This is a genomic window from Citrobacter sp. KH_055_1 (genome assembly GCF_057838705.1).
Genome location: NZ_CM174473.1, coordinates 3,699,392 through 3,724,948, shown reverse-complemented (window position 1 = coordinate 3,724,948; position 25,557 = coordinate 3,699,392). Strand labels below are relative to the sequence as shown.

Annotated in this window: 18 protein-coding genes; 10 read left to right on the top strand and 8 right to left on the bottom strand. The window is 51.3% G+C overall.

The window, feature by feature from the left end:
- Positions 1-3: 3 nt before the first annotated feature.
- The 5 genes from AC3ITF_RS17550 (at position 4) to AC3ITF_RS17530 (ending at position 10,561) form a co-directional block, all read left to right on the top strand.
- Positions 4-1,713 (top strand): class I SAM-dependent DNA methyltransferase, encoded by a 1,710-nt coding sequence (locus tag AC3ITF_RS17550; protein WP_146717485.1) that lies wholly within the window; start codon positions 4-6, stop codon positions 1,711-1,713.
- Positions 1,703-3,046, top strand: coding sequence for a restriction endonuclease subunit S (locus AC3ITF_RS17545; RefSeq protein WP_146717484.1), 1,344 nt, complete (start codon positions 1,703-1,705; stop codon positions 3,044-3,046). Before AC3ITF_RS17550 ends, AC3ITF_RS17545 begins: the two co-directional genes overlap by 11 nt.
- Positions 3,039-4,220: a DUF4268 domain-containing protein gene (locus tag AC3ITF_RS17540; protein ID WP_489175890.1), complete on the top strand. Its 1,182-nt coding sequence runs from the start codon at positions 3,039-3,041 to the stop codon at positions 4,218-4,220. The genes AC3ITF_RS17545 and AC3ITF_RS17540 overlap by 8 nt, the downstream gene beginning before the upstream one ends.
- A complete protein-coding gene (locus AC3ITF_RS17535; RefSeq protein ID WP_489175889.1) occupies positions 4,220-7,351 on the top strand; it encodes a type I restriction endonuclease subunit R in 3,132 nt (1,043 codons plus the stop codon). The genes AC3ITF_RS17540 and AC3ITF_RS17535 overlap by 1 nt, the downstream gene beginning before the upstream one ends.
- A gap of 177 nt (positions 7,352-7,528) precedes the next feature.
- The gene (locus AC3ITF_RS17530; protein WP_489175888.1) at positions 7,529-10,561 is read left to right on the top strand and encodes a UvrD-helicase domain-containing protein; all 3,033 of its coding nucleotides are present in this window, start codon (positions 7,529-7,531) and stop codon (positions 10,559-10,561) included.
- A gap of 378 nt (positions 10,562-10,939) precedes the next feature.
- Here the strand turns inward: AC3ITF_RS17530 and AC3ITF_RS17525 are convergent, their stop codons facing one another.
- The 3 genes from AC3ITF_RS17525 to AC3ITF_RS17515 all read right to left on the bottom strand — a co-directional run bounded on the left by AC3ITF_RS17525 (position 10,940) and on the right by AC3ITF_RS17515 (position 13,494).
- Complete coding sequence (locus AC3ITF_RS17525; protein WP_489175887.1) at positions 10,940-11,197, bottom strand: Arm DNA-binding domain-containing protein; 258 nt, start codon at positions 11,195-11,197, stop codon at positions 10,940-10,942.
- 405 nt (positions 11,198-11,602) lie between these two features.
- Positions 11,603-12,139: a tetratricopeptide repeat protein gene (locus AC3ITF_RS17520; protein WP_135912505.1), complete on the bottom strand. Its 537-nt coding sequence runs from the start codon at positions 12,137-12,139 to the stop codon at positions 11,603-11,605.
- A 242-nt stretch (positions 12,140-12,381) separates the two neighbouring features.
- Positions 12,382-13,494: an agmatine deiminase family protein gene (locus AC3ITF_RS17515; RefSeq protein WP_489175886.1), complete on the bottom strand. Its 1,113-nt coding sequence runs from the start codon at positions 13,492-13,494 to the stop codon at positions 12,382-12,384.
- 399 nt (positions 13,495-13,893) lie between these two features.
- Between AC3ITF_RS17515 and AC3ITF_RS17510 the strand changes: the two genes are divergently transcribed.
- From AC3ITF_RS17510 to foxA, 3 genes are all read left to right on the top strand, one after another.
- Positions 13,894-14,457: a DJ-1/PfpI family protein gene (locus tag AC3ITF_RS17510; protein ID WP_181219028.1), complete on the top strand. Its 564-nt coding sequence runs from the start codon at positions 13,894-13,896 to the stop codon at positions 14,455-14,457.
- A 200-nt stretch (positions 14,458-14,657) separates the two neighbouring features.
- Positions 14,658-15,641, top strand: coding sequence for a helix-turn-helix transcriptional regulator (locus AC3ITF_RS17505; RefSeq protein WP_489175885.1), 984 nt, complete (start codon positions 14,658-14,660; stop codon positions 15,639-15,641).
- Between the two features lie 121 nt (positions 15,642-15,762).
- Positions 15,763-17,871 carry a ferrioxamine B receptor FoxA gene (gene foxA / locus AC3ITF_RS17500; RefSeq protein ID WP_117342072.1) on the top strand — a complete coding sequence of 703 codons (2,109 nt, stop codon included), beginning with the start codon at positions 15,763-15,765 and terminating at the stop codon, positions 17,869-17,871.
- Between the two features lie 127 nt (positions 17,872-17,998).
- Here foxA and AC3ITF_RS17495 read toward each other — a convergent pair whose 3' ends face one another.
- The 4 genes from AC3ITF_RS17495 to AC3ITF_RS17480 form a co-directional block, all read right to left on the bottom strand.
- On the bottom strand, positions 17,999-18,508 hold the full coding sequence (locus tag AC3ITF_RS17495) for a hypothetical protein (protein ID WP_115259990.1): 510 nt from the start codon (positions 18,506-18,508) through the stop codon (positions 17,999-18,001).
- A gap of 192 nt (positions 18,509-18,700) precedes the next feature.
- Entirely contained in the window at positions 18,701-19,792 is a 1,092-nt protein-coding gene (locus AC3ITF_RS17490; RefSeq protein WP_137362778.1) for a 4Fe-4S binding protein, read from the bottom strand.
- A gap of 218 nt (positions 19,793-20,010) precedes the next feature.
- Positions 20,011-21,399 (bottom strand): diguanylate cyclase, encoded by a 1,389-nt coding sequence (locus tag AC3ITF_RS17485; protein ID WP_115259331.1) that lies wholly within the window; start codon positions 21,397-21,399, stop codon positions 20,011-20,013.
- A gap of 91 nt (positions 21,400-21,490) precedes the next feature.
- Positions 21,491-22,123 carry a LysE family transporter gene (locus AC3ITF_RS17480; RefSeq protein WP_115259329.1) on the bottom strand — a complete coding sequence of 211 codons (633 nt, stop codon included), beginning with the start codon at positions 22,121-22,123 and terminating at the stop codon, positions 21,491-21,493.
- Between the two features lie 363 nt (positions 22,124-22,486).
- Here AC3ITF_RS17480 and yahO point away from each other — a divergent pair, with 363 nt between their 5' ends.
- Positions 22,487-22,762, top strand: a complete 276-nt coding sequence (gene yahO, locus AC3ITF_RS17475; RefSeq protein ID WP_115259327.1) for a DUF1471 family periplasmic protein YahO — start codon at positions 22,487-22,489, stop codon at positions 22,760-22,762.
- 48 nt (positions 22,763-22,810) lie between these two features.
- Here yahO and prpR read toward each other — a convergent pair whose 3' ends face one another.
- Positions 22,811-24,406, bottom strand: a complete 1,596-nt coding sequence (gene prpR, locus AC3ITF_RS17470; RefSeq protein ID WP_135912495.1) for a propionate catabolism operon regulatory protein PrpR — start codon at positions 24,404-24,406, stop codon at positions 22,811-22,813.
- A 251-nt stretch (positions 24,407-24,657) separates the two neighbouring features.
- Between prpR and prpB the strand changes: the two genes are divergently transcribed.
- Entirely contained in the window at positions 24,658-25,542 is an 885-nt protein-coding gene (gene prpB, locus AC3ITF_RS17465) for a methylisocitrate lyase (protein WP_115259323.1), read from the top strand.
- Positions 25,543-25,557: the final 15 nt, after the last annotated feature.

The window sequence follows — 25,557 nt, the reverse complement described above, 5'->3', positions numbered from 1 at the left end:
TTCATGAACAACGCCGAACAACAGTTCCTGAACGAGCTGGATAACAAATTCTGGAAGGCCGCCGACAAGCTGCGCGCCAATATGGATGCCGCCAACTACAAGCATGTGGTGCTGGGGCTTATCTTCCTGAAGTATGTGTCCGATGCCTTTGAGGCACGCCAGCAGGAGCTGATTACCTTGTTCCGGGATGTCGGCAACCCGGACAACATCTACGCCATGTCGCGCGACGGTTACGACTCTGATGAAGAGTATGCGCAGGCGATTATTGATGAACTGGAAGTGGAAGATTACTACACCGAAAAGAACATCTTCTGGGTGCCAAAAGCCGCGCGCTGGGACACGCTGAAAAACAAAGCCATGCTGCCAACCGGCACCGTACTGTGGGTGGATGAAACCACCGGAAAGGATGTAACACTGCGCTCCGTGTCCTGGCTGGTGGATAACGCGCTGGATGAAATCGAAAAAACCAACCCGAAACTGAAAGGTATTCTGAACCGCATCAGCCAGTATCAGCTGGGCAACGAGGTGTTAACCGGGCTGATTAACACCTTCTCTGACGCCAACTTCAGCAACCCGGAATATAACGGCGAGAAGCTCAACTTAAAAAGCAAAGATATTCTCGGTCACGTTTACGAGTACTTCCTCGGCCAGTTCGCGCTGGCAGAAGGTAAACAAGGCGGTCAGTACTACACGCCAAAAAGCATCGTGACCCTGATCGTCGAAATGCTGCAGCCGTATAACGGCCGCGTGTATGACCCGGCGATGGGATCCGGTGGGTTCTTCGTCTCCAGCGATCGCTTTATTGAAGAGCACGCAGGCGAGAAACACTACAACGCTGCCGAGCAAAAGCAGAAGATTTCCGTTTACGGTCAGGAGTCCAACCCGACTACCTGGAAACTGGCGGCGATGAACATGGCAATCCGTGGCATCGACTTTAACTTCGGCAGTAAAAACGCCGATACTCTGCTGGACGATCAGCATCCGGACCTGCGTGCAGACTTCGTGATGGCTAACCCGCCGTTCAACATGAAGGAGTGGTGGAGCGCGAAGCTGGAAAACGACGTGCGCTGGAAATACGGCACGCCGCCGCAGGGCAATGCCAACTTTGCGTGGATGCAGCACATGATCCATCACCTGGCCCCGAAAGGCTCGATGGCGCTGCTGCTGGCCAACGGTTCGATGAGTTCCAATACCAACAACGAAGGCGAGATCCGCCGCAATTTGATTGAAGCCGATCTGGTGGAGTGCATGGTCGCGCTGCCAGGCCAGTTGTTTACCAACACTCAAATCCCGGCCTGTATTTGGTTCCTGACCAAAGACAAATCCGGTGGTAACGGCAAAGCACACCGTAAAGGCGAAGTGCTGTTTATCGACGCGCGCCAGATTGGCTATATGAAAGACCGCGTACTGCGTGATTTCAGCCGTGAAGATATTGCCAAAATTGCCGACACCTTCCACAAATGGCAGGCAGATAAAGAGTACGAAGATGAAGCCGGGTTCTGCTTCTCGGCAACGCTGGAAGATATTCAGAAAAACGACTTTGTGCTGACCCCAGGGCGCTACGTGGGTGCGGCCGAGCAGGAAGAAGATGATGAGCCCTTTGCCGAGAAGATGGCACGGCTGACTGCACAGCTTAAAGATCAGCTGGAAGAGAGTGCTGAGCTGGAGAAGCAGATTAAGGCGAATCTGGGGGGGCTGGGTTATGAGTTTTGAGTGGAAAAAATATACTATCGCTGACGTGTCAAAGAAAGTTATTACAGGGAAAACGCCCCCAGGAACCTTAGATAAGTACTTTGGTGGCGAAGTACTCTTTGTAACCCCAACAGATATGGGAGATAACAAATACATTGAACTAACCCAAAGAACCTTATCTGATGAGGGGGAAGCTAAACTTGCAAAACAGAAATTTGAATGTGGGATAGTTGTTTCTTGCATTGGATGGCAAATGGGAAAGGCCGCAATTGTCAGAAATACAGCCGTTACGAACCAACAAATTAATACAATTATTCCAAATGGTGACTTGATTGATGTAGATTTTTTATACTATACACTTAGTGAGAAAAGAATGGAGATATTCAATCTCGGTGCGACAGCGACAAGAACTCCAATATTAAAAAAGTCATTGTTCGAAAAAATTGAGTTTCATGCTCCAAAACTTGAACAACAGAAAAAAATTGGCAATGTTTTATCCTCTTTGGATGCTAAAATAATAAGCAACAAAAAAATCAACCAGACTCTCGAACAAATGGCACAAGCCCTGTTCAAAAGCTGGTTTGTTGATTTTGAACCGGTAAAAGCCAAAATGGCAGTACTGGAAGCGGGCGGTTCGCAGGAAGATGCGACGCTTGCTGCAATGACCGCAATTTCCGGGAAAGATGCTGATACACTGGTAGTTTTTGAGCGTGAACACCCTGAATATTATGCCGAATTAAAAACCACGGCAGAGCTGTTCCCGTCTGCGATGCGGGAGAGTGAGTTGGGGGAGATTCCAGAGGGATGGAGTTCACAGCGATTGTCTAATATCGCAACACTTCATTACGGAAAAGCGCTTAAAAAGACAGAACGTATAGAAGGACCTTATCCAGTCTATGGTTCAGGTGGCATCACTGGCTCACATATCAGTTATCTCGTTGAAGGTCCAAGTATTATAGTTGGAAGAAAAGGTTCTATCGGTACTCTGTATTGGGAGGATGAGAAGTTCCATCCAATTGATACCGTTTATTACGTTTCTAACAAGGATGGGGTTCCACTAAGTTATCTATATTATCTAATGGAAACGTTAAATCTTTCAAGTATGAATACTGACGCGGCAGTGCCTGGATTAAATCGAGATAATGTCTATCGACTAGAAGTATTGAAACCGATTCAATCCATTTTGAATAAATTCAATAATCATATTTCGGCTATCAGGAATATGATTCAGAAAAATAATTTATCAACAGCAACGTTGACTACACTCCGCGACACCCTTCTCCCCAAACTCCTTTCCGGCGAAATCACCCTGCCGGAAGCCGAGCTGGTGATAAGCGAGGCGGAAAATGTATAAAGTCGATACGCCGACCAACAGCCTGCACTCGCTGCAGGAGGTGTCTTTTAGCAGCCTCGGTTTCCGTGAACGCGATCACCTGCAGGAGTGGCTGGCGAAAAATCCTCAGACGCTGACCAAAAAAGACGACAAAGAAGACGAACTGCTGATTATCCAGAAAGAGTTCGCCGGCTTTGACGACACCAAAGAGCGCCTCGACCTGCTGGCAATCGATAAAAAAGGCAATCTGGTCATCATCGAAAACAAGCTCGATGATTCCGGGCGCGACGTCGTCTGGCAGGCGCTGAAATATGCCGGTTACTGCGCCAATCTCCGTCAGGAAAGCGTGGTTGAAATCTTCCAGCTCTATCTTGACCAATATGAGCCCAACGAGAACCGCCAGGCCGCAGACGTCATCGCCGAATTTATGGGCTGGGAAAGCCTGAAAGAAGGGGTGCTCAACCGTAAAGGCACCCAGCGGGTCATCATGGTCGCGGCCAATTTTCGTAAAGAGGTCACCAATACCGCGCTGTGGCTGATGCAGTTTGGTATCCGGGCGCAGTGCTTCAAAGTAACCCCCTACCGTTTCGGTGAAGACGTGTTTGTCGATATCCGCCAGGTTATCCCTACCCCGGAAGCGGAGTCGTACATGATCGGCATGGCGCAAAAAGAGGCGGAAGAGCAGTCCACCTCCAGCAGTAGCGAACTGCAGCAGCGCCATTATCTGCGCCGCGATTTTTGGACGATGGCGCTGGAAAAATTCCGCACCAGCCCCTGCTCACTGTTTAATAACCGCGCTCCCTCAACCGATCACTGGCTGGCCGCCGGATCGGGGGTCAGCGGCGTGCCCTTTGAACTGATCTTTTCCCAGAAAGATGCTCGCGTGCAGCTCAATATTTCGCGTGGGGATGCGCTGGAAAACACCTGGTTATTTGAACGCCTTCAGGAACGTAAAACGCACATTGAATCGCTGTTTGGCGAGTCGCTCGACTGGCGTTTACTGCCAGAGCGAAAAAGCTGCCAGATCGTCTGTTCAAAGGCGTTTGATGGCGGCAATAAAGAGGCCTGGCCTGCCATTATCGACTGGATGATGGATAGCATGAACCGTCTGGAAAAGGCGATCCGCCCGAGTTTGCTGGAGCTGGCGATTGAGCTGAAACAGACCGGTATGATCACCGAGGGAGAGGAAGAGTAATGCTGAGCGAAGACGATTTAGAACAGCAATGCCTGAAATGGTTTGCTGAACAGGACTGGGAAGTGCTGCATGGGCCCGATATCGCGCCGGATGGCGACAATCCGCTGCGTGCCTCATTCCATGATGTGTTTCTGCGCCCGGTGATGCTGGAGCAGCTGCAAACCATCAACCCCCATCTCCCTGTTTCCGTGCTGGAAGAGGTGATACTGCGTATTACCCGCCCCGAAAGCCCGGATCTGGTCGTCAGCAATAAAGCATTCCATCACTTGTTGCTCGACGGTGTGCCCGTTGAGTACAAACGTGAAGACAAGACGGTTCACGACAAAGCGTTGCTGATGGATTTTAACCATCCCGGCAATAATCGCTTTATGGTCGTGAACCAGGTGGCTATTCAGGGGATAAAACAGGTTCGTCGTCCGGATATCATTGGCTATATCAACGGCCTGCCGGTGGCGGTGATTGAGCTAAAAAGCCCGATTGATGCCAATGCCGATATCTGGGCTGCGTTTAACCAGCTGCAGACCTATAAAAACGAACTCAGCGACCTGTTTATCTGCAACGAAGCGCTGGTGGTGAGCGACGGGCAGAACGCGCGTATTGGCTCGCTGACCGCCGATGAAGAACGCTTCCTGCCGTGGAAAACCGTGGCTAACGAAGACGATAAACCACAGTTTGACTGGCAGTTGCAAACCGTCGTGAAGGGCTTCTTTAACCGTGCGCTTCTGCTCGATTACATTCGTTATTTTGTGCTGTTTGAGTCTGACGGCAAACGACTGATCAAGAAGATTGCCGCCTATCATCAATTCCACGCGGTGCGTGAGGCGGTTGCGGCCACGATTGTGGCGTCTACCGGCAAACATCTGCCGCTACGCAGTAACATTACCCCCGGCAGTAAAAAAGCGGGCGTGGTGTGGCATACCCAGGGTTCTGGCAAAAGTATCTCCATGTGCTGCTACGCCGGAAAGCTGCTGCAACAGGCGGAGATGAACAACCCGACCATCGTGGTGGTGACGGATCGTAACGATCTGGACGGGCAGCTCTATGCGACCTTCTGCCAGGCGCAGGATTTACTGAAGCAAACGCCTTTACAGGCCAACGACCGCGACGAGCTGCGCGAGCTGCTTAATGCCCGTGAATCCGGCGGTATTATCTTTACCACCGTGCAGAAATTTGCGCCGCTGGACAGTGAGCAGAGCCATCCGGCTCTCAATCAGCGCAGCAACATCGTGGTGATTTCCGATGAAGCGCACCGCAGCCAGTATGGCCTGAGTGCCACGCTGGACCGCGAAACCGGGGTCTACAAATACGGTTACGCCAAACACATGCGCGACGCGCTGCCGAATGCGTCGTTTATGGGCTTCACCGGCACGCCTATTGCGTCGGAAGATAAAGATACCCGTGCCGTGTTCGGCGATTACGTCTCTATCTACGATATTCAGGATGCGGTGGATGACGGCGCCACGGTGCCGATTTACTACGAATCCCGACTGGCAAAACTCGACCTGAATCATGAGGAGCTGGAAACGCTCTCCGACCAGGTGGATGAGCTGGTGGAAGATGAAGAGACGGGCCAGCAGGAGAAAACCAAAGGTGACTGGAGTCGTCTGGAAAAGCTGGTAGGTTCAGAGCCGCGTATCAAGCAGGTTGCTGCCGATCTGGTTCAACATTTTGAAACGCGCAATGCAGCCATGAACGGCAAGGCGATGATTGTCGCCATGAGCCGTGATATCTGCGTGAAGCTTTATAACGCCATCACAGAGATCCGTCCGGAATGGCACAGCGCGGATGTCGAACAAGGCGCGATCAAAGTCATTATGACCGGCTCAGCATCAGACAAAGACCATCTTCAGCCGCACATCTACAACAAGCAGACCAAAAAGCGTCTTGAAGCCCGTTTTAAGGATTTGAACGATCCGCTGAAGCTGGTGATTGTTCGTGATATGTGGCTGACCGGATTTGATGCACCGTGCTGCCACACCATGTATATCGACAAGCCGATGCGCGGGCATAACCTGATGCAGGCCATCGCGCGCGTTAACCGCGTATTCCGCGATAAGCCCGGCGGGCTGGTGGTGGATTACATTGGTATCGCCAACGAACTGAAGCAGGCTCTGAAAACGTACACCGATTCGAAAGGAAAAGGGCAGACCACCGTAGATGCGCGGGAAGCCTTTGCCATTCTGCTGGAAAAAATCGACGTCATTCACGGGATGTTCGCACCTTCAGCGGGCAAGCCAGGGTTTGATTACTCAGGGTTCTCCCGCGATCCGTTGGCTTTCCTGCGAGAAGCGGTGAACTACATCCTTGGGCTGGATGACGGTAAAAAACGCTACCTCGACGTCTCACTGGCGATGAGTAAAGCCTGGTCACTCTGTAACACCCTGGACGAAGCCAAACCCCTGCAAGAAGAATTCGCGTTTCTTTCTGCCGTCAGAGTAGGACTTATCAAGCTGGATCCCAAAGAGAAGTTTAGCCAGTCAGAAAAGAACTCTCTACTGAGCAAGATTCTCGATAACGCCGTTGTCGCAACCGGCGTTGAGGATGTGTTTGCCCTGGCGGGGTTAGATAAACCCAATATCGGGCTGCTGTCAGATGAATTCCTGGAAGAAGTGCGGGAAATGCCGCAGCGCAATCTGGCTGTAGAATTACTGGAAAAACTGCTGAATGACGGTATTCATGCCCGTTCTGGTTATAACGTGGTACAGCAGAAGAAATATTCCGACCGCCTGAAAGCCGTGCTGCTGAAATACAATAACCGGGCGATTGAAACCGCGCAGGTGATTGAAGAGCTGATCCAGATGGCGAAAGCGTTCCAGGAAGCGATGGCGCGCGATGATGCGCTGGGCTTAAACCCGGATGAAATCGCCTTCTACGATGCGCTGGCGGAAAATGAAAGCGCGGTGCGTGAACTGGGTGACGAGACGCTCAGAAAGCTGGCTATCGAGGTCACGCGACAGCTGCGGAAATCCACCACCGTCGACTGGCAGGTACGTGAAAGCGTGCGCGCACGGCTGCGTATTCTGGTGCGCCAGACGCTGCGTAGATATAAGTATCCGCCGGATAAAACAGCGGGTGCAGTAGAGCTGATCCTTAAGCAGGCGGAAGTGGTGTCGAACAGCTGGACGTCATAGCGACGTCCAACTTTTGATAGAGAGGGCAGAGTATCGCCCTCCGTTGTACCTGAAGAGTGAAAATAGTTCTGATTAAGCAGGCGAGAACCTCACTACCAGGAATCAACGGCGGTACTGAATGCTCCTTTTGATTCAGTTATTTTTTAAACTTCTCCATTTCCGATTTTTCCATCAAGAATGAACAAATTGACCCCACAGTTGCAAAGTGAACAGAACCTCAGTACGCATCCACTGTATGATTTGTGGGGCCTTATTCGCCGACGCTCAAATAAAATAACTCTGTCTTCAGGCCTGCTGGCATTCAGGCACCAAAATGTGAGCGTGCAACTGTCGATCGATGCGATTAGAAATATTAAGGTCAGACGAAGTTGGCTGTATTCTAATGTCTCTATTGGGACAGACGGTGAAACCTATCGGCTTAATGGTTTCAATGCTCAGCAGCTCGAAACACTTATTCAAAAGATTCAACGTGCAGCGCTGGATATTTTTCAGCATAGCGCTGAGTGGCGGGAGCTGCTTGAGGTTGTCCAACTCTATCAGAAAGGTAATCACTATTTCTCTTCGTGGGAGTGGCGCGCTTTGTCACAACTCACGTTGGTCAAAAATCGTCTGTATGACCTTGATATTGACGCCGATTTTATTGCCCAGGAAAATGATAACCCCATTGTGCAACTGGCACTGAAGTTATCCATGGATGATGTATCAGAATCGGGACGGCAGCACTTTAACGAACGGGTCGTCCCGCAGCTAGTCTCATCGTATCAAACCTTCTTTGATAATATCGAATCACAACCCCTGAGTTCCCCTCAGCGTAAAGCTTGTGTCACGAATGAAGATCATACTTTAGTTGTTGCAGGTGCCGGGACGGGGAAAACGTCGACACTGATTGGTAAAGCCGGGTATCTCTTGAAGGCGGGTTTAGCTCAGCCGGAAAACATCTTAATGCTGGCCTTTGGTAACAAGGCCGCGCGAGAAATGGCTGAACGTATTTCTGAGCGGCTGCCGGAAAGTGGGGATAAATTAAAAGCGACTACCTTCCATGCGTTCGGCAATCGTATCGTCGCTCAAAGTGTTGGCGTCAAACGTTCACTTACGCGTTTTGCTGAGCAAAATAATGAGCTACGACAATTTATTGAAGCGACTTTAGAAGCAGAAATAAGTCTCAGCGATGATTATAAAACCCAACTGGTTAAATATTTTGTTTGTTACAGTACACCTGGGCGTTGTGAATATGATTTCAATGCCATTGAAGAATATCATGAGTTTCTCCAAAGCTGCCGCCTGATCACCCTGACCGGGCAATGGGTTAAAAGTGTCGGCGAGTTACGGGTTGCCAACTATCTCTATTTGTATTCAGTCCCCTTTGCTTATGAAGCGAATTATGAGGTTAATACAGCAACCATCGAACGCCGCCAGTATAAGCCTGACTTCTACTTGCCAGTCAGTAAGACCTATATTGAATATCTTGGCATAGATCGAGAGATGAGAACGGCCCCCTTTGTTGATCAGGCCGCATATCTTGAAGGATTAGCCTGGAAGCGGAAACTGCATCAACAGCACAAAACCCGACTGGAAGAGTTATACAGCTACCAGTTGAGTGAAGGAACGCTGGAAGAAAATATCCTCAATTTACTTAATCGGGTAGAGGAGCCGCAGCATTTACGTGACACAGACACACTGCTGGATGAGCTTAAAAGCTCGGGTTCATCGCCGTGGCAAGGCTTTATCGATTTGATGCTCCGTTTCCTTAGTCTTTTCAAGGAAGGGCAATTTTCGTTCTCAGATCTGCTGGCGTCACCCCAACGTATAGATATGGGGCGCACCCAGGCATTTATTGCGTTATTTAAACCCGTCTATGATGCCTATGAAACCCATCTCAAAGAGCAACAAGAAATGGACTTCAGCGATATGATCGCGGAAGCAACAACGGCACTTCAGGAAGGGCAATTTCATCATCGTTATGACTATGTTCTGGTTGATGAGTTTCAGGATCTTTCAGGTGGCCGAGGGAAGTTGTTAAAGGCATTACTGGCAACCCGGGATAATATGCGGCTGTTTGCAGTAGGGGATGACTGGCAGGCTATTTATCGTTTCAATGGCTCAGACCTCCGCTTTTTTACCCGTTTTGATCATCAATTTTCGCCTGCAAAAATGTTACCTCTGGACAAAAGTTATCGATTTAATAATCGCATTCATGAGCTCAGTTCCTCCTTTGTCACTCGCAACCCGGCGCAGTTGAAGAAAGATATTACGACCCACGTACAGGTGGAACATGCGGCCGTCCAACTCCTCGATATTCAGGAACAAATCGCTAATATCCACATTGCCGATCGCAATCAAAGAAAAGCTGAGGCTTATCGTCAGCAAATCAGGAGAGCGCTTGCTCGTTGCCATAGCCGGGAAGTGAGGCTCAACAGTACCCGTCGGGCCCCCGTCATGCTTATTGGTCGTTATCGTCTGGAAAATATGAGGGATCTTAAGGAGTTGGATCTGAAGGCGCTAATGTCCGAGTTTCCACTTCTTGATATTCAATACCAGACGGCGCATGCCAGTAAAGGCCTGGAAGCAAATTACGTGCTCCTGCTGGGGCTCGAAAAGGGGAGTTTTCCATCAGCCAAAGAAAATGATGAGTTGATAGACCTTCTTCTCCCAGAGCAAGAGCCATACCTGTTTGCCGAAGAGCGTCGGTTATTTTATGTCGCCGTTACTCGTGCCCGACACTATGTGTTTATGATCTTTGATAGCCAGAATACCTCTGCTTTTGTTGAGGAAATTGCAAAAATGGGTAAACAGCTCATTACGAAAAGTGATTCTCTTGAAGTCGGTCAATGGAGCTGTCCAGATTGTGAGTCCGGCTCCTTAACGGGCAAAGTGAGTCGCTATGATAAGAAATTCTATGTCTGCTCTCACTCACCAGCTTGTGATTACATGGCCAGTTCCTGCAAGCAATGCAGCTCACCGATGGTGATGCACAATGGCATGCAAAGAATATGTGCAAATCCGGAATGTCTGGAGATAGAAATTGTCTGTCGGCGCTGCGGTCTTGGCACCATGGTGAAGCGTAAGAACAAAGACGGCGGCGCTTTTTATGGCTGTAACCGATTTCGTCGGGATGAGGCAGACTGTTGTTATGAAAACATTACGAGCGAGGAGTACGAACGCAGAGTCGACACTGCAAAACGCCATGCAGCAATCATGCAGGAAGGATGACGCAATCTTCCTTAGAGTGGGTAAGTAAATGGATGAGGCAGCGGAAGCATCGTGCTGCCTAAGCCACATTCAATAAACAACACCAAAGTATTTTTCAGCACAAGACTGGCAACATGAGTTGCTCTGCATCCAACCGTTGATGTTGAACTGATTGCAGTGTTCGCAAAGTCGAATAAATGTTTTCCTTTTCAGTAGCTTCCTTACCTGCGCAGTGATTTGTCTTTCTGTTGAATCAGCGGGTAGTTCGAAAAAAAGGACTTCATTTGGGATCGGGTCATGCCCATTCCAACTAACGTTTGTAACTTTAATCTGAATTGGCTGCCCGGCAGTCGTTTCAACTTTGATGACGCTGTGAAGATTTTCAGGAATTCCTTACATTTACCGCCCCGCTTTGGCATGCGCTTCACGTACTTGAGCGAGCGACATTGCAGGATAAGCACCTAGTGTCACTTTAATCTGCTTACCGTTCAGATAGGGGCGGTAAAGCCAACTCTTGGTTTGGCTCCCATTTCGGGATTCGACTGACAGCCCCGGACTTGCTTTTGACTGCACTTTAACAACGATACGGTCTTTGCCATCAGCTGGTTTTAGGCTGGCAACTTGTCGGTCTTGGGTGATTGTTTTTGGCTGTTCCATCTCATTCTCGCGTACTTGTTTAGCATTGTATAGGGTGAAATAAGGTGGAACAATTTAGAATAAGTTAACTATGTAACTTGGTGATATTAATTGTTTTTGTGGTGATTTATGCAAGGTGATGAAACATCATGAAAACACCAGATTCTGGATTCGTAATGCGAAGGTCGTAGGTTCGACTCCTATTATCGGCACCATTTCAAACTCTTCTCAAGTCTACCGAAATCAACTTAAAGCCCGTATTTTTCCGCTTCTGACATGTTTCTAAATCTCCAGCGTTAATCGGCCTCAACAGACATCACGTTCCTGTTGGTGGCATTAATGGGGGCATTCTGTGTTCGGTTCAGAAAGATGCCCCCAATGAAGCTAAACGCACGCCATTGCCGCTATTTCTCGTTCCTCTCTGGCCTATGACTCGGGGTGTCCGTCGATCGCGGCTTTAAGGTCGCGATATTCTTCGCATTGAGTGCCGCAGAGGGTTTTAATGGTGGCCAGTTCCGCTTTTGCCAGATCGGGGCGACCCTTAACCATCCATGCCTCACCGAGGTATTCGCGTACTTTGGCATAATGTGGATCAAGGGCAATCGAGCGTTGATAATAGCCAATCCCTTCATCCGTACGACCCAGTTTGCGGGTGGCATAACCCCGATAGTTCCAGGCCTCACGCGTATTGGGTTGCTGTAAGGTATCGAGTAAATTGATAGCGTCCTGATAGTGACCGGTTTTCGCCAGGTGATACGCATACTGTGTTTTATCCTGATCGTCGATCATACTGCTTTTTTCTGGTAAACAGTTTTTGGTTTTGTTGTCGTAAACTTGGCCCTTCGGGCAGGTTGGCGTCGTGGTATCGTCATTTCCCATGGCGTTTACCGAAGCTGAATAGAGCAGCCCGCTTGAGACCAGACAAATCAGCGGCAGATATTTTGTAGCAAATTGCATTTTCATGATCCCGTCCTGTGCGTGTGTGAAGGGAGATTCCGGCATGCCGGAACAGTACAGGGCATGCTTTTATTGATTATTGATGCCAAAAAATGACCTGCCGTTTATTTTTGTAGTACTTCACGAACGTTGCCCATCACCGTGTTCCAGAAATAAAAAAACGCACAGGGGGATCGCCCTGTGCGTCGGGTTTACAGCCCAAGAACTTAAACCCCAAGGCGATCGCGTAAGCTGTAATACGCTGCGCTTTAATGAGGCTGCTGCTGCGTCGCGCAGTGAATACCACCGCCGCCCGCCGCGATACCGTCGATATTCAGTTGAATAATTTCACGCTCAGCAAACAGCGCCTGCAAAATCGCACGGGTATTACGATCGGTGCGTTTGTCACCAAACTCCGGCGCGATAACGGCGCCGTTACAGAGATAAAAATTGATATAACCGGCGGCAAAATCATCGTTGGCATAGGTTTGCCGAAGGGTAGACGGTCCTTCCAGCGCGACGACGTTCAGGCGGCGTCCTTTCGCGTCCGTCGCGGTGTGTAAGACTGCCAGATGTCGCCGGGTCACGGCGTAATCAAATGAGGAAGCATCCTGCTCAAGTCCCACCACTACCGTGCCGGGATGCGCGAATCTCGCATAAAAGTCCGTGTGGCCATCGGTAATATCTTTCCCGGCAATGCCCGGTAACCAGATGATTTTGTCCAGCCCCAGCAGGCGTTTCAGTTCGGATTCACATTCCGCTTTGCTCACGCCGGGATTGCGGTTCGGGTTGAGAACGCAGCTCTCGGTAATAATCGCAGTGCCTTCGCCATCGACTTCAATACCGCCGCCTTCCAGGATCAGCGACGAGCGGATAAATTCGGCCTTAGCATCGTCGGTGACAAATTCTGCGACGTCGGCGTCGCGTGCATGTTGCTGCTTATCGCCCCAACCGTTGAAATTAAACCCGACTCCGCCGAGTGTGCCGGCAGTGTTTTTCACAAACACCGGCCCCGTATCGCGGATCCACAGATCGTCAATTGACTGCACCAACACATTGACCGATGGCCCACACAGCTTTGCCGCGAGGTCGCTGTCTTCTTCGCGAACCAGCATATTTACCGGTTCAAATGCGGCGATGGTTTTGGCGATCAGGGCCAGGTTTCCCTGGACTACCGGCAGCAGGTGAGGCTCCCAGATCTCTGCACTGGCGCCAAATGCCATCCAGGTTGCCGCATGGGGCGCACCTTCATCTGGCATTAGCCAGCGGTGGGTTTCTGCTGCGCTGGCCAATTTACTGAAGCCGATACCCGTTATACTGGCGAGTAACATACTCGTTGACGTCACCAGACTCTGTCTGACGAACGAACGTCTTGTGATCATGGGAAAACCTTTTTTGTCTATTCGCCGATTTACGCTGAACAGAATAATAATAGATGATAAATAATAGGCAGCATTTATTTATTAAATAATAAATAATTATATGTCGTGAAAGTTCAGTCGAAATATAACACAGGAATTCTTACATGCAATTCATTCACTCTTAATTAATGGGCGTAACAGGCTGGTATTAAAATTTCTCAATTATATATTTATAGATAATTTATATTTATTAGTAGCGCTTTCCCTTGCGCTTAAGATGAATGCGACCTTCTGACGTGCCCCTGTGCAGACTGTGATCCGGCCGATTATTCTACGGTATTTATTAATGACGTATAGCGCGTGAACTATAGTAAAAAGGGCCGTTATTTCTGCACTTAATCGCTATGGGCGGGGACGTTGATGAAAAAAATACTGATGCTGGTCGGAGATTATGTCGAAGATTATGAAACGATGGTGCCTTTTCAGGCGCTGAAAATGTTAGGTCACCGCGTGGACGCCGTCTGCCCGGATAAACGTGAAGGGGACTATGTTCAGACCGCCATTCATGATTTTGACGGGGCGCAGACCTACAGCGAAAAACCCGGACATCGTTTTACCCTGAATGCTAATTTTGCTGACGCGCGGGCGGCCGATTATGACGCGCTGCTGATCCCCGGTGGACGCGCCCCGGAGTATCTCCGGCTGAACCCGGATGTTATTCAACTGGTTCAGGACTTCAACGCGGCGGGCAAACCGATTGCCGCCGTCTGTCATGGTCCACAGCTGTTAGCCGCGGCCGGCGTGTTAGAAAACCGCACCTGTAGCGCCTATCCAGCCTGCGCGCCTGAAATTCGCCTGAGTGGCGGGCATTACGCGGATATCGGCATTGACCAGGCTCACGTTGACGGCAATCTGGTCACCGCACCGGCATGGCCTGCACATCCTGAATGGCTGGCCAAATTTGTTGATGTATTAATGAAGTAACTGACCGGTAAATCTGCACGTCGGTATAACCGCTTCGGCTATACCGACGGTAGGGCGGTCAACCTTAGCGGTATCTCTCAGCCTTATCTTTAAGATTATTATTGATAATAATTCTCATTATTATTGTTGCATTCTGTAGGTAATGGTAATGTTGCCACCAACCCGAAATAGCGAACCCCATTCCCTGTGCAGAAAACTGTATGAACAACACCACCGGCCAAAATACAGCCGCACGGCTGGCACGAACCTTCTCCGTCAGTGAGTTTATGGATTTTGGTGAGCGTTACGGCATTGATTACCGCTTTCCGCAGCTTTCGCAACAGCTGGATTTCCCCCATGCCAGCCCCGTGCTACAGGGCAAAGTCGAAGAGATGACGCTGCCCTGCGGGATGTGTGTTACCCACTCCGATGTGCAGGTGCTGCAACCCTACGAAACCACCTCCCGCCACAGCACTCCCCTGTATATGCTGGTGGTGCTGGAAGGTTGTGTGACATTGACTCTCAATGGGCAGCAGCATGTGGTGCGTTCCGGCATGGCGTTTAGTTCGCGCCTCAGCGAGCACCAGACCATGAGCGCCCGTCACTCCGCGGACTGCAAGCTGCGAACGTTATCGCTGGGGTTGTATCCGGACGGCGCGTGGCGCACGGGGTTGCTGGAGTCGTTAATGGTTGAATGGGAAAGATGCCAGACACCAACGCTTATCTGGCAAGTGCCGGGCTTTTTGCTCAGTGGATTACAGTACGCCCAGCAGAGCACGCTCAGTAATGTATCCCGCCAGCTGATGCTGGAAGGGCTTATTTTGCAACTGTTCGGCCACGGTCTCAGCGTCTGTCAGGTGGAGAGCAGCAGACGCCAGGCTGCCAGCGGCGAACAGCAACGCCTCGAGATTGTGCGTCGTTTGCTGGAACAGACGCCGGAAAATGACTACTCCCTCAGCGAACTGGCCCAGCGTGCGGCGATGAGCCCCAGTAGCCTGCGCAGCAAGTTTCGTGCGGCGTATGGCTGCTCCGTATTTGACTACCTGCGCGACTGCCGTCTGGAACGGGCGCGGGGGTATTTATTAGAAGGGTACAGCGTACAGCAGGCGGCATGGATGTCGGGCTACCAGCACGCCACCAACTTTTCGACCGCCTTTCGTCGCCGCTACGGTTTCTCGCCTGGCGATATCCTCAAACCTTGCTAATCCATTTCTCCGTTTTATGCGCGCGTCTGAATCGCATTTTGGCGCTGCGCATACGTAACCTGGCATCCGGCATAGCTATCTCTGGTATAAAAAGCGCAATAATTCTCATTTACAATTAGAAATGCCTTGGGAGATGTTCATGTTCGCGAAGACTCGGTTGGCGCTGCTGGTGGGATGGGTGACCGGCAGCGTGGCTTTTCCTCTGCTGGCGCAGGAAACAACAAAAAACGATACGGTGGTGGTCACCTCGCAAATGCAGAGCGGCGCCACCAAGCTTGCCACGCCGGATATTGAAACCCCGCAGTCGGTGTCCATCATTACTCGTGAACAGTTTGAAGAGCAGGGAGCCACCAGCGTGCGCCAGGCCGTCAGCTACACGCCAGGGGTGTACAGCAATCAGATTGGTGCCTCTAACCGCTTTGACTATATTGTGCTGCGCGGTTTCTCCGACGGCAGCCTCGATAACGTCTATCTCGATGGCCTGAAGATGATGGGCGATACCAACTCGCACAGCTCACTGGTGGTCGATCCGTGGTTCCTCGACAATATTGAAGTGGTGCGCGGTCCGGCTTCGGTGCTGTATGGCCGTTCTTCACCGGGTGGCATTGTGGCGCTGACCTCACGTAAACCGTCGTTTGATGCGGGGGGCGAAGTGAAGCTGTTTGCCGGCAATAACAACCAGCGTGGCGCCGCCTTTGACGTCACCGGCGCACTGGACGATAACGATCGCGTGGCGGCGCGTCTGAGCGGGATGACGCGCTATGCGGACTCGCAGTTTGGTCCGCTGAAGGAAGAACGCTACGCGCTGATGCCCAGCCTGACCTGGCGTATCACCGACCAGACGCGTCTCGACCTGATGGCCTACCTGCACCGCGATCCGGAAGGTGGCAGCCACTCGGGTCTGCCATATGATGGCACCGTGGTGCCGCACGACGGGCAAAAGATTTCCAATACCTTCTTTGAAGGTGAGGATGACTACGACAAATACGATCGTCGCGAGAACATGGTGGGCTACAACATCGAGCACATGTTCGACAACGGTTGGTCGGTACGACAAAAGCTGCGCTATCTGCATACCGATGTTGAACTTAATCAGGTGTATGCGGCGGGCTGGCTGAATGACACTGAACTCAACCGCGGCTATTCCGGCTCCGATGAGAATATGTCGGCCATTACGCTGGATAACCAACTCGACGGCAGCGTGGATACCTGGCAGGTGAACCACCGCCTGCTGGTGGGCATTGACTATCAGAGTCGCAGCAACAACACCACCGGCTATTACGGTGCTTTCCCGCCGATTGACGCCTTTAACCCGGTGTACGGCGCGAAGCCGGATTACATCAACATGTACGCGCGTGAAAAACACAAGCTGCGCCAGACGGGCTACTATTTGCAGGATCAGATGTCATGGGATCGCTGGCGCATTACGCTCGGTGGCCGTTACGATCAGGTCAGCGTGTCGAACATTGATAAGATAAACGATACCCGCAGCGATCTGGATAAAAACAACTTCAGCACTCGTGCCGCGCTGCTCTATCTGTTCGATAACGGTTTTGCGCCGTACATCAGTTACTCCACCGCGTTCACACCGACCAGCTTTGCCGACGAAAACGGCAACCTGTTGGAGCCAATGAAAGGCAAGCAGTGGGAAGCCGGGTTGAAGTATGAGCCGGAGGGGCTGAACAGCCAGTTTAGCGCATCGGTATTCCGTATCAATCAGACCAATATCGCCACCAAAGAAGAACCGACCGACCCGTACCGCTCAATTGGCGAAATTGAATCGCAAGGGGTCGAGCTGGAGGCGATCAGCCAACTGACGGAGAGCTTCCGCCTGCAGGCGGCATACACCTATACCGACATTCGCTACAAGAAGAGCAGTCCGGAGGAGCAGGGTAAGCGTGCGGTGTACGCCCCGCGTAATCAGGCCAGCACCTGGTTGAGCTACGATGTGAAAAGTGGTCCGCTGGACGGCCTGACGCTGGGATCTGGCGTGCGCTACGTCAACGGGATCACCAGCGATCGCCTGAATACCCATACTCTGCCGTCGTACACGTTGGTGGATATGGCGGTAGGCTACGACTTAACGAATATTGGGATTAAGGGTTTAAGTGCGCAACTGAACGTCAACAACCTGACCGATAAACGCTACGTGGCGGCCTGTAACTCGCTCTCGTATTGCTACTTCGGTGCGGAGCGCAGTATCGTTGGCAGCGTGTCGTGGAAATTCTGATGTTAACCATCGGTTTTTAGCCGGATGGCGGCGCTGGCGCCTTATCCGGCCTACGGGGTGCACACTCATGTAGGCCTGATAAGCGAAGCGCCATCAGGCATTGATGGCCCGTTGATGGCCAGACCGGTTATTGCGTAAAGCCGTTCTGGATACAAATCTGGGCGCTGGTTCTCAGGGTAAAGGCGAGCTTGTCCGGGTACTGGCTGTAGTAGTTATGCTCCTCTTCCAGCCCTTTCGCCTGTGCCAGACGCACTGTTTCCAGCGAGCAGGTACGATAAATCAAATCCCTGTTCATATTAGTTTGCTTCTCACGCTGCTTATCGGCGGGTAACGCCTGCCAGCTTTCTGACAACGAGTAATCGTATACCACCCGATTTCCCTTCGCCTGTACGTTCTCAATGGTAATGAAGTTGTCTATTTTCAGCCGCGGCTGTCCGCGCATTTTCTTCTTATCTTCTGTGGCGGCATATTGCGCCAGTGCATTAATGTCCATACTGGCTATTTTTTGCTTATAGACCTCAACATAAGCCGTCGGCTGCTGATAATGCTGAGCGTAGGCGTTTCTTAACTCCCCGTCGCTCATTGAACAGCCAGCCAGAAAAAGAGGTAATAACAGTGCCAGTTTCATTTTAGTCATGGTTTTATTCCCGCGCATTATTGAGGTCCCTTATTGCCGAACATGAAATAAAAATAGAATTATTCCAGAGGCTATTTAAGGTTGTATAAACGGGACGCCGATGGCACAAGTTCATTAATCTTAAAATGGTCGAAAAGGCGGAAACCCTGCCAGAATTGGCAGGGTGTTTGATGGTCTGCAAGGCGGTAAACGTTAATGCCCGATCATTCTGGCCTTCGGTATCAGTTGGAAATACATATGCTCCGGTACCGGCGTCTGCCAGACGTTGGCATACATCGCATAGCCAATGACGGCAAATAGAATACCGAGCAGCAGTAGCGTCATTCCCCATCCAGGTAAAGCGACGCGTTGCCACCACGGTTTAGGTGCAGCGTTGCCGGTCGGTCTCTGCAGTGAAAACGTCAACGTTGAGGCGACCGGGCATGATTCAACGCAGGTCATGCAGCCGGTACATTCAACGGTGCGGACCTGAATAAGCTTGTCCACCGGAATGTTTGACGGGCAGTTCTTCGCGCATTTTCCGCAGTCGATGCAGCTGTCTGCATTACGCCGGATTTTAAATGGAGAGAGCAGGGAGAAGAGGCCGAGCAGGGCACCATACGGGCATAAATAGCGACACCAGGCGTTACGAATAAACAGGCTCATGATGCTGATAATCGCCACGAAAACCAGCGTCGCTGTGCCAATATGGCGGAAGAAATCGAGCATCTTGACGTCGATAATCATGCCGTAGGCCGACATCAAAAAGTACTGGATCCCCTGCGCGGGCATCGACAGGGCAATATACAGAAAGAAGCTCAGCAGCAGATATTTCAGGCTCAGCAGCGGCAGATCCAGCCAGCGCGGCAGTGTGAAATGGCGGCCAACGAGTTTTTTACCCAGATTGCCAATCAACTCTGACAGCGTCCCCACCGGACAGAGCCACGAGCAGAATGATTTTTTTAACAGCAGGCTTATCAGAATAAACGCGACGAGCAGCAGCATGGAGGCGGCGTGGATCGGCGGAAGGTATCCGGTTTCCAGCGTATACCTGATGTTCATCAGCCCGGCGATAGGCAGCCACCCTTCAATCCCTCCCGGTCTGGGAATATACACGCTGGTGCCGCCGGTCTCAAAATAGCGGACCCAGTAATAAAAGGTCACGCCAATATAGATATTAATCGCCAGCAGAAGAAACTGGGTGGCTCTTCGCCAGGTGCTGGCATTCCGCCAGTCATTCCATGGCAGTTTTCCTCCGGTGGTGCCTGGACGGCGCTGCCAGCGTGTTCTCTTATTCCCGTTCATGATTTTATTATCCCTCATCGTTTCCTTCCCGCATTCAGGAGGACGCATCACCGGGATATGCTAACGCGATAAAGATATCATGTATTTGATTTGCATCTTATTCGGCGGCTGTTATTTTTGCGTCAGGCAAAAGCCCTATTAAAAATAACAGCACGAGTATTAACACGGGTCAGATAAATACCCTGAAGGGGGTATTTATTTCTGCGGAAAGGGAAAAGTTATTCCTGATAGGTTTCGACGCGGTTACGGCCACGGCTTTTTGCCAGATACAGTGCGCGGTCGGCTTTATCCACCAACTGTTTGTAGTCCGGATGGTAGTCATATTCGGCGATACCGATACTGACGGTAATCGAGAAGGATTCCGTCGCCGAGGCCGCCATGCGCAGGTCGGCAATCTTTTTACGCAGGGTTTCCAGAATAATACTGGCCTGTGAAACCTCTGACTCGACCAGCAGGATCATAAACTCTTCACCGCCGTAGCGGAAAACGTAGTCGCTGCTGCGGATATGCTCATAAATCACCGCCGCCACGCTTTTCAGCGCCATGTCGCCGGTGTTATGCCCATAGCTGTCGTTGATTTGTTTGAAGTAATCAATATCTAACATGGCCAGGGTGAACGGCTTGCGCGCATGTAATGCCAGCGAAATTTCGCGCCGCATAATGGTTGGAATAAAGCGGCGGTTAAGCAGTTGGGTCAGCGAGTCTTTACCGTTTTCCTGTTTGACCAGCGCTTCAAACATCGAGGCCAGAAGGTAATGGATTTTTGCCGACAGCTGGCGGACATCCTGTAATAAACTCATCCGTACGGCTTCTGCAGGTTGCTGTAGATTCAACAGTGTCTGGGTCAGACGGTTATCAATTTCTGCAATCACAGATTCCATTTCGGCAAGCAGATTGCTGTTACCGAATATATGTTTTCCCTTATGGGAGAACCACATACCAAAATCGGAGTTTGCCAGAAAGACCAGTTCCCCAACGGGTAATCCGGTGGCAATGTTGTAGATAAACTGATTTTCCCAGTCGGTAAACGAGCGGATTTGCCGCTCGCGCTCGACGTTGACGTCGTCATAAATCGTTTGCAGGCGATACTGTTCTTGCGTGTTCAGGGAGTTTTGATAGCTTGGCGAATAGGAGACGGTCATCGCCTCCAGTGCGGTATCCATTGCCAGGCTGCTAAAGCAGATAGCGTCACTCAACAGGTGAGGCGGGTAGTCTGCTTTCTTTTTCAGCACCCGATACAACTCATCTTTCAGCTTGCGCGCGCCGCGATTGACCAGATCGATGGGCAGGCCGATACGCGCATGCACCACGCCGATTTCGCGTTGTTTGAGCAGCAACTGTGAGAGGTCTTCCTGCGCGCTACCCAGCACGCTGCGCAGCCAGTTAAACATGCTGCCGCTGAGCCGCGTGCTGACTTGTTCAGTATTCAGGAACAATGCGCTCTCGGCATGGGAGAGCATGTAGTCATAAAACACGGTCACTAAATGGCGGATCTCCTCATCGCTTAACGAAGTCAGGATCGTATGGACGTCAGGAGACGTCTGGCGCAGCAGCGCCTGCCATTCAGTCAGTAGTAATGTGTCGTTTGCGGGGGCAACCTGTTCCATCTCACAGCCACTCAAAAATACGTTTAAAAATCCAGGCGGTATTACGGACAATTACGTCACGATGGTCAAGCGAAACTGTGTTTCAGGTGCGTTAACGATGGGTGATGCCTTCGTAAATCAGCCTCAGGGCGAAGGCTCCGATAATGGCACCAATCACCCGACTGGCAATCCGGTGGATCCGCCCATATGCGCGGCGAACTGCAGGTAAAGAAAACGCCTGACTGAGAAAAATACGCCAGATAACGGAAGACAACACAATCCCCGCCCACGCCATCATCCTTGCCCATGTCGGCGTGTCTGCACTCAGCGTGACCGAGAAAATACTAATAAAAAACAGCACGGTTTGTGGATTGGATAAATCCGTTAACAGCCCGCGCCGGAAGAAGACGTACCAGGGTGCAGAAATCGGCTGCTGTAACGTTGGCATTTGTGGTGTCGCCTGATGTCGAATGCTGTTCCACGCGAACCACAGTAAATACGCGCCGCCGACAATTTTAATCAGTGAGAATACGCCTTCACACTGGGTGATAAGTGTCGCCATGCCAAACAACCCGAGGCCAGAATAGAACGCATCGCCTAGCGCCACCCCCAGACCGGTCATCACGCCCGCCCGGCGTCCCGATGCCAGACTGGTTTGCACCACCACGAACAGATTTGCACCGGGATTAAAAAAGGTTAACACGAACAAACTGACGGTCAGTACGACGGCGTGTAGAGGTTCCATAAACAACGATTCCATCAGTGAGAATAGAGGGGTATGTGATGCGCAGTCTGGATTAAGACTATTCTGCGTCGTCAGCTACTCTACGTTTTCAGCGTACATTTTTCTGAGGATTTACTCACACTGTATTATGAAACAATAGCGCTGTTGCAAGCGGGTATGTCAGGCGATTATTCGCGGCCAGGTGCGGCGGGGAACGCAACGGCGTAGGATCGTCGGTTATCTCCGTTTCGCAAAATCTCTTTATATTTCCGTTAGCTCTGGATTTTTTGAACAAGCTGAACTACTTATTAATCATCCTTGACTCGCACTATCGATGTTCAGGGGTCGATGATGGCGTAAAAACATAAAAATTGGAGCTTTTATATGAAAACTGGATATAAGGTATTAATTGGTGCGTTAGCTTTTGTCGTTTCCAACGCCTATGCCGCGGAACTGATGATGAAGGTCGATTTTGATAAGGTTGAGTCTCAGTACACCAAGATTGGCACGATTTCTACCAGCAATGAAATGTCTGCCGCAGATGCTAAAGCAGACCTGATTAAGAAAGCCGATGAGAAAGGCGCAGACGTCCTGGTATTAACCTCCGGTCAAACGGACAATAAAATCCATGGCACGGCTAATATTTACAAGAAAAAATAACGCGCTGAACTGAAAGACAAACAACCCGCTGGTCATCGTACCGGCGGGTTATTGTTTTAATCGCCGCCAGAATGTGGTTCTACTGATACCTAAATACCGCGCGGCTGCGGTTTTATCGCCATTACATTGCGCCAGCACCTGCTGCGGTGTCAGTGATGACGCCACCTGAGGAGCTTCGGAGGTAACGGCTAACTCCGGTAACAACTGCTGCAAAAAATGGATGTTCAGTTCAGGTTGCGGTTCCACGCTCAAAAACAGCGCCAGACGCTCCATCATATTACGCAGCTCGCGAATATTTCCCGGCCAGCCATAATTGAGCAGCGTCTGCTGGCTCAGCCCGAGTCCCTTACGCACCGTATCAGAAAACGGCGCGTCGAGTTCCGCCAGTGACTGTTTTAAAAACCCTTCTGCCAGCGGCAGGATATCGGGCAGGCGCTCGCGCAGTGGCGGCAGTGTGAGGCGCAGAATGCTCAGGCGATAAAACAGATCGGTTCGAAACTGGCCCTGTTTCATCTCCTGCTCGAGATGACAGTGGGTGGCGCTGATCACCCGCACATCGACCGGGATCGGCTGATGCCCGCCCACCCGAGTGACCTCTTTTTCTTCCAGCACGCGCAGCAGTCGGGTCTGTAACGGCAGCGGCATTTCACCGATCTCGTCGAGAAACAGCGTCCCGCCGTGGGCAATTTCAAACAGGCCCGCGCGACCGCCCCGACGAGAGCCGGTAAACGCGCCATCTTCATAGCCAAACAGCTCCGCTTCCAACAATGATTCGGTAATAGCCCCGCAGTTAACGGCGACAAATGGCGCTGAGGGCTTGCCACGTCGAGAGTCCTGACGGGTGAAATATTCCCGATGAATCGCCTGCGCCGCCAGCTCTTTCCCCGTCCCGGTTTCACCCTGAATCAGCACCGGTGCGCGCGAGCGGGCGTACAGCATGATGGTGTGGCGAACCTGCTCCATCTGCGGCGAATGACCGCGCATATCACCCAGCGTATAGCGGGTGCGTAGCGTATCGCCGCTGGCGTATTGCCCGTTGCGTCGGAGCGTCAGGCGGGTCATATCCAGCGCATCGCTAAAGGCCTGACGTACGGTGGCCGCCGAATAGATAAAGATCCCGGTCATCCCCGCTTCTTCCGCCAGATCGGTAATCAAGCCCGCGCCAACCACCGCTTGCGTTCCGCCGGCTTTCAGCTCGTTGATCTGCCCGCGCGCATCCTCTTCGGTGATATAGCTGCGCTGCTCCAGGCGCAAATTGAACGTCTTTTGAAAGGCGGTTAATGCGGGCAGTGTTTCCTGATAGGTGACGACGCCAATCGACGGGGTTAGCTTACCGGCTTTCGCCAGCGCCTGTAGCACGTCGAATCCGCTGGGTTTTATCAGGATCACCGGAATCGACAGGCGGCTTTTCAGATACGCGCCGTTGGAACCCGCGGCGATGATGGCATCGCAACGTTCGCTGGCGAGCTTCTTGCGGATATAGGCCACCGCTTTTTCAAAACCCAACTGAATTGGGGTAATGGTTGCGAGGTGATCAAACTCCAGGCTGATGTCGCGAAACAGGTCGAACAGGCGCGTGACGGAGACCGTCCAGATAACCGGTTTGTCGTCATTCATGCGTGGTGGAAGATGTGTCTCAGCCATCGCTAACCCCAAAATTAAAGAACCGAATATTGGGTTTAGTTGTGTTTCATAAATGTTGCAATGAAACGTTCAGGCCGGTTTCATGAAACGCGTGCTGACACGCTTTTGTGCGACAAAAACGCAGAGTAAAATTGTAATTAATTGTTTTAAAAGAGGTAAGTAAAAATAACGCACTCAATAAAGGCGTTGGCATACCCCTTGCTTTAGGTTAATCAACGAACGATAACAAGTTGATAACAAGAGGATGGGATATGTCTCTGCACTCTCCGGGGCTGGCGTTTCGCGCCGCGCTCACTAAAGAAAATCCATTACAAATTGTTGGTACCATCAATGCGAACCACGCTCTGCTGGCCCAGCGCGCTGGGTATCAGGCGATTTATCTCTCTGGCGGCGGCGTGGCTGCCGGGTCGTTAGGGTTACCGGATCTCGGTATCTCTACCCTCGATGATGTACTGACCGATATCCGCCGTATCACCGATGTCTGCCCGCTGCCGCTGCTGGTGGATGCCGATATTGGGTTCGGATCATCCGCGTTTAACGTGGCACGCACTGTGAAATCGATGATCAAAGCCGGGGCCGCTGCGCTGCACATTGAAGATCAGATCGGCGCCAAGCGCTGTGGGCATCGTCCGAACAAGGCGATCGTATCGAAAGAAGAGATGGTCGACAGGATCCGTGCGGCGGTGGATGCGCGTACCGATCCGAACTTTGTTGTTATGGCGCGTACCGATGCGCTGGCGGTGGAAGGGTTAGACGCCGCTATCGATCGTGCGCAGGCGTATGTCGAAGCGGGCGCTGACATGCTGTTCCCGGAAGCCATTACGGAGCTGGCAATGTACCGCCAATTTGCCGATGCCGTGCAGGTACCGATCCTTGCCAACATTACTGAATTTGGCGCAACGCCGCTGTTCACCACCGATGAGTTGCGCAGTGCGAACGTGGCAATGGCGCTGTATCCGCTGTCGGCATTTCGCGCCATGAACCGCGCCGCCGAGCAGGTGTACAACGTGCTGCGCCAGGAAGGCACGCAGAAGAACGTTATCGACATCATGCAGACGCGCAACGAGCTGTACGAAAGCATCAACTACTACCAGTTCGAAGAGAAACTCGACGCGTTGTACGCCACGAAGCCGTAGGCCTGATAAGGCGCA